The organism is Staphylococcus sp. EG-SA-2, assembly GCF_017152085.1.
In genome coordinates this window covers 1-562 of record NZ_JACYHC010000072.1, presented here as the reverse complement: position 1 = coordinate 562, position 562 = coordinate 1, and the positions used below count along the sequence as shown (strand labels likewise).

1 pseudogene is annotated in these 562 nt (G+C 28.5%); it reads right to left on the bottom strand.

The annotated features are described in order from the left end of the window. A pseudogene (locus IDG60_RS21690) lies at window positions 1-271 on the bottom strand (FUSC family protein); the annotation flags it as partial. Window positions 272-562: the final 291 nt, after the last annotated feature.

The following is a 562-nucleotide window of genomic DNA, read 5'->3' as shown; positions in this document are numbered from 1 at the left end:
AATTACAAATTATTACAGTTCGCAGCTTAGATCGCGACGGACCTTTAAAAACATAAATATGGGCTAGTGTTCCGGTTGCAACTAATAATCCAAATTGGAAATTACCACATAAGTAACCGATTATTGCAGGAATAATCATTAACAGTCCCTGTCTTACACCTTTATAAAAGTCTAAGTTAAGTCGATTGATTTTTATAAGTGATGTCAAAAAGATGTCATTTCGACTTCTCCTTTCCTTGTCAAAATATTTCCATAATCTTTTTATTAGCATAGTTAAAATGAATTTGTTGCTATAAATTTTAATTACGCAACATATGTGATTATAACACCTTATGCTCAATTATCTAAATTTAAAAACTTTTAAAGTCCAATTAAAATTAATTTCTAATGTTATTTAACATCGTTGAACCTTTGGTCGCCCACCTTTGGGCTAGTTAAAATTTATATGTACTTTTACAAGCGTTACCTGACTAATGTTTTAAAACTTTATTTCTTTACATATATCATTTTAATAACTTCCCGTTCATCTTAAACCATATCTGTTTTAAAAAGTTTCAATTTC